Below are 4,320 nucleotides of genomic sequence, written 5' to 3' on the forward strand. Positions count from 1 at the left end.
AGCCAACATTTGTATTGACTGACTCACCGCTTTCGCGAGCAAGCCCGCTCCCACACTGACCTCATTCTTGCCTTGAAACTTGCTGGGCTTTAGAACTTCGTCTGCACCGCCAGCTCAAACGTCCTCGGCGACCCCAGGTAATACGCCGGCGACACATGGGCAAACTCGGCGTACACCTCATTGGTCAGGTTGCGCACCCGGCCCGTCACGGAGGTGTGTTGATCCACCTTGTAAGTCAAAAACGTCCCGAACAAGGTATAGGCCGGCACCGTCAGGGTGTTGGCGTTATCGGCGTACACCGACGCCACATACCGCGCATCCACACCTCCTTGCCAATCCTCCGCAAAGTCATAGGTCAGCCACAGATTACCCACCTGCCTGGGCACATTGGTCGGCGTATTGCCCTTGCGCGACACCACGGCACCGCTGGCGGTTTTCTCGTTGAAGTCCTTGTATTCGGCATCGACCCAGGCGTAGTTGCCCTCCAGCAATAGCTTGGGCGTGACCCGCAACGAACTGGCCAGCTCGATACCCTTGGACGTCTGCGCGCCCACCGGAATGCTATTGGTCGGGTCCAGCGGGTCGGTGACGGCGAAGTCCTTGCGCTCGATCCGGTAGGCGGCCACCGTGGCGGAGCCGCGACCGTCCATGTAATCGAACTTGCTGCCCACTTCCCATTGCTTGCCGGTGGACACATCGAACACCTGGGTGGTGCTGCTCGGCTGTTCGGCAGCGGTGCTGTATTGCACGTAGACATTGGCTTGCGGGATGAACTGATACGTCAGGCCAATCCGCCCGGTCACCGGCTCCCAACTGCGTTTGACATGCCGCGGATTGCTGGCGGTGATATCCCGGTGGTTGGTGACTTCCAGGTCAATCGCGTCGTAGCGCAGGCCGGTGAGCAACGACAGCTTGTCAGTCAGGCCCAGGCGGTTCTCGAGGAACAATGCCTTGGTGGTGACGGCGTTGGTCTTGTCCGGATCGAAACCGGGCTTGGTGCCCGGGATGTCATAGAAATGCCCGGGATCATAGTTGTTCGGGTCCACCGTACTGTTGCCTGCCACATTCAACGGATTGTTGGTGGTGCTGTTGACCCTGTACTCGAAGCCGCCCGACCACGTGGTGCTCAAGCCGAAGAACGTGTCGTCATGGCGCAGCTCGAACTGGTTGCCGTTCTGCTCACCCTGGTGCCGTACCTGATAGGCCGTCGAGCGATTCACTGCGCTGTTATCAGCGTTGTACTGGTAGGTTTCCAGGTTGCGATAGTCGCGCTGGCTGTCGAGGTGATAGAGGGTATTTTTCAGCGTGGTGCTGTCATTGATCCGGTAGTCGATGATCGAGCGCACCCAGATCGTGCGTTGCTCATAACGACCGTCGGCCACGTTGTAGTTGTTGAAGCGGTTGTGTTTGTCGATCTTCAACTCGCCCGACTTCGGGTTGAGCACCGGTGTGCCCCAGTAGGGGCTGTCCTCGTGTTCGTCCTGATATTCCAGGGCCAGGGTGTGGGACAGGTTCGGGGTGAAATCACTCAGCAGGGAAAACGCCACGCTCCAGGCATCGCGCTGTTGGCGATCGATATAGGTGTGGTTGGTGTTGCGGCTTACGTCCAGGCGCGCGTAATGCTGGACCTCGGCGCCCGGCTCGGTCAGGGCGTGGTTCAGGCCGAAGGCCATTCCGGCAGTGTCGTAGCTGCCATAGGTGAGCTGACCTTCGGCGGCCTGTTCCTCACGGGTGGCCAGCTTGGTCACGTAGTTCAGCGAACCACCGACGGAGCCGGCGCCGTTGATCAGCGAGGAGGGCCCGCCCACCAGTTCGACCCGGTCATAAATCCACGCATCCACGGGGCGAGCCAGGCCGCCGGACACCGCGACGCCATTGAACATCTGGGTAATCTGGCTGCTGGTAAACCCTCGATAGGAAATGAAACCGCCAAACCCCGGCGGCGCGCTGGCGTTGACCCCGGGGAGGGTATTGGCCGCGTCCTGGAAGGTCTTGGCGCCTCGGCGCTCGATGTCATTGCGGTTGGCAATGCTGATGGACGCCGGGGTTTCCCGCACGCTCAGCCCCAGGCGCGAGGCCATGCCACTGGACTGATCCAGGGCCAGGCCGGCATCACCGGTTTGCTCGCCATCAATGGTGGTCGGTGCCAGCTCAATCGCCCAGGTGCTGACAGGCAGGCAGCCGAACAGGCCCGCCAAAAGGGGTAAATGTTTCATGGTTGAATCCTGAAAAACTTGGCTTGAAAACAACCCAGTGCCGTCCGCACTCCCGGGGGAGGCAGCCGCGTGGGCCAATCAGAAAAGCGCAGGTATCAGGCGAAGGCGGGCGGGGCGCGCGGATTAGCCGCAGGCCAGGTGAAGCGGGCAGGGATGTCGGCACTGGCAACGATGGCGGGCGGCGGCGCATGGGGTTGCGGAAGCACCGCCACGTTGAGGCTGGAGTTGAGCGCCGGGCCCATGCCGCCGGTGGAGCACAGCGGGCAACCGAAGGCTTTCGAGAGCGTGGGCAGGGATTCATCGGTGGACTTGTAAGGCGCCGGCGCCTGGGTGCGCGGGTCCACCGTACAGAACTGGCCGCCGATGCCGTTGAGCTGCATCCCGACCATTTGCCCGTGGCCGATGCTGCAGGCGAACACATTGAACAGGACGCAGCAGTAGAGCATCCAGGCAATGAGCGAGCGGTCGGTACGGGCGAGTTTCATGGGGCGGCACTTTACCATCAGCCGCCGACGAATTGCCTGCAAAAAATCTCAAGAGGGCTATCCTCTCTCGGACTTTTCCAAGGATATCCAGCCATGAGCTTTTTAGTCGCGCGATGGATCGTCGGGGTTTTTGGCTTTATCAGCCTGGTGCATTTGTACTGGGCGGCCGGCGGCAAATTGGGTGTGACGGCGGCTATTCCGCAGCTGCCGGGTGAATTCGCCAGCGGGCCGCGACCGGCGTTCAAGCCGTCGGCACTGGGAACGTTGCTGGTGGGTGTGGGGTTGGTGGCGATTGCGGTGCTGGTGTGTTTGCGGGCCGGGCTGTATTTCGAGCCGGTGTCCAACCATGCGTTGCAGTGGGGGATTAGTGCAGTAGCACTGGTGATGTTTGCCCGGGCGATTGGGGATTCAGAGCTGGTGGGTTTTTTCAAGAAGGTCGGCGGGTCGCGGTTTGCGCGGCTGGATACGTTTTTTTACTCGCCGCTATGTTTGGTGTTGGGGGCGGGGTTGTTGGTGGTGGCGTGGAGTTGAGGGGGAGTGTTTACCGCGAAAGAGTGAGTTTTACGCTGGGTAAACTCGAATGTTCGCCTGGCGACAGCTGGTCAGGGGGTGAGCAGGGTCAAGGATTCAGGAAGTATAGGTTGGACATGGAGTCAGTGATTTTTTGTGCTTTTCCTTGCGCTACATAATTATTGAATTCTAGTTTGAGAGTGTTCTGGTTGGTGTACTTTTTGTAACGGTATGGTACTTCGCATGCGTAAATGTAAAGCCGCCACGGGTCGAAGCCGTCCACTCTTTCGTCTGGGCCATAGTCGAAATCGATACATACTCCGGAAAAATCGACTCTGCAGCCAATTCCGTGTAGTTCGTAGGAGATGTTGTCAGTGATCCTCCCGCGTTGCGGGATTTCTTTGCTGCGCCATAGCTGGAGTATGTTTTTTGTTCCGAATGTGTGCTCAAGTAAATCAGTCGCTCTTTTCACCTGATATAGATATTCGTGGATCAAATTCTCCAGGTTGTTCTTTTTCATCGTCTCGGCCTTTCTAACCTATCAAGTCCAACAGCATTCGAAGCGTTTATTACGTCATCTTTACTTTTGAGCGTTCCCTTATGGCTATTTAGGTTCTCTATCAATTTTATGGTGACTGGCGTATTTGTCCGTCTTGCCGCTGAGGCTCGGTGGTGCCCGTCGATAATATAGCGCTGCCCGTTCACCTCGACCACGTCGATAGGCTCATTTGTGTCGTAACCCTTGCTCCGCATGCTGAGGGAGATTTCGTCGACTCGCTTGGTTGATCTTTTCCCCTCGATACTATGCGTTCGATTCAAGCTTTCCGCATCAACTCCTCTAATAACTGGCGCCGAAGGTACACCTTCATCGGCTTTTACTTTTCTAGCAGGATCGTTATCAACGGCTTTCGGCTTACATCCATCGCCACCCGGGCAGGTGTTCAATCCAAGCGGGTCAACCCATCCCGTCGGGTTGGGCACATATTGGTAGCCGTTCAGCCCACCCGCCAGCTTCACGGGGTCGGGCGTCAGATAACGACCAATATCCGGATTATAGTAGCGATGTCGGTTGTAGTGCAGCCCGCTTTCCGGGTCGAAGTACTGGCCCT

General features: G+C 58.1%; 5 protein-coding genes. 1 reads left to right on the forward strand and 4 read right to left on the reverse strand.

Features of this window, described 5'->3' with window-relative positions:
• Window positions 1-89 precede the first annotated feature (89 nt).
• Window positions 90-2,216 carry a TonB-dependent receptor gene (locus ACW9I6_RS31095; RefSeq protein WP_457340192.1) on the reverse strand — a complete coding sequence of 709 codons (2,127 nt, stop codon included), beginning with the start codon at window positions 2,214-2,216 and terminating at the stop codon, window positions 90-92.
• Between the two features lie 95 nt (window positions 2,217-2,311).
• Window positions 2,312-2,701, reverse strand: a complete 390-nt coding sequence (locus ACW9I6_RS31100) for a DUF2946 domain-containing protein (RefSeq protein WP_003214719.1) — start codon at window positions 2,699-2,701, stop codon at window positions 2,312-2,314.
• A 93-nt stretch (window positions 2,702-2,794) separates the two neighbouring features.
• Here ACW9I6_RS31100 and ACW9I6_RS31105 point away from each other — a divergent pair, with 93 nt between their 5' ends.
• Window positions 2,795-3,232, forward strand: a complete 438-nt coding sequence (locus tag ACW9I6_RS31105) for a DUF3995 domain-containing protein (protein WP_003214721.1) — start codon at window positions 2,795-2,797, stop codon at window positions 3,230-3,232.
• 88 nt (window positions 3,233-3,320) lie between these two features.
• Here the strand turns inward: ACW9I6_RS31105 and ACW9I6_RS31110 are convergent, their stop codons facing one another.
• Window positions 3,321-3,731 (reverse strand): DUF6896 domain-containing protein, encoded by a 411-nt coding sequence (locus tag ACW9I6_RS31110; protein WP_457340193.1) that lies wholly within the window; start codon window positions 3,729-3,731, stop codon window positions 3,321-3,323.
• Window positions 3,728-4,320 (reverse strand): RHS repeat-associated core and ParB domain-containing protein (locus ACW9I6_RS31115; RefSeq protein ID WP_457340194.1); only part of this gene is annotated, 593 nt, incomplete at its 5' end. The genes ACW9I6_RS31115 and ACW9I6_RS31110, both read right to left, overlap by 4 nt.

The sequence above is a fragment of the Pseudomonas sp. SDO5522_S412 genome (assembly GCF_054071215.1).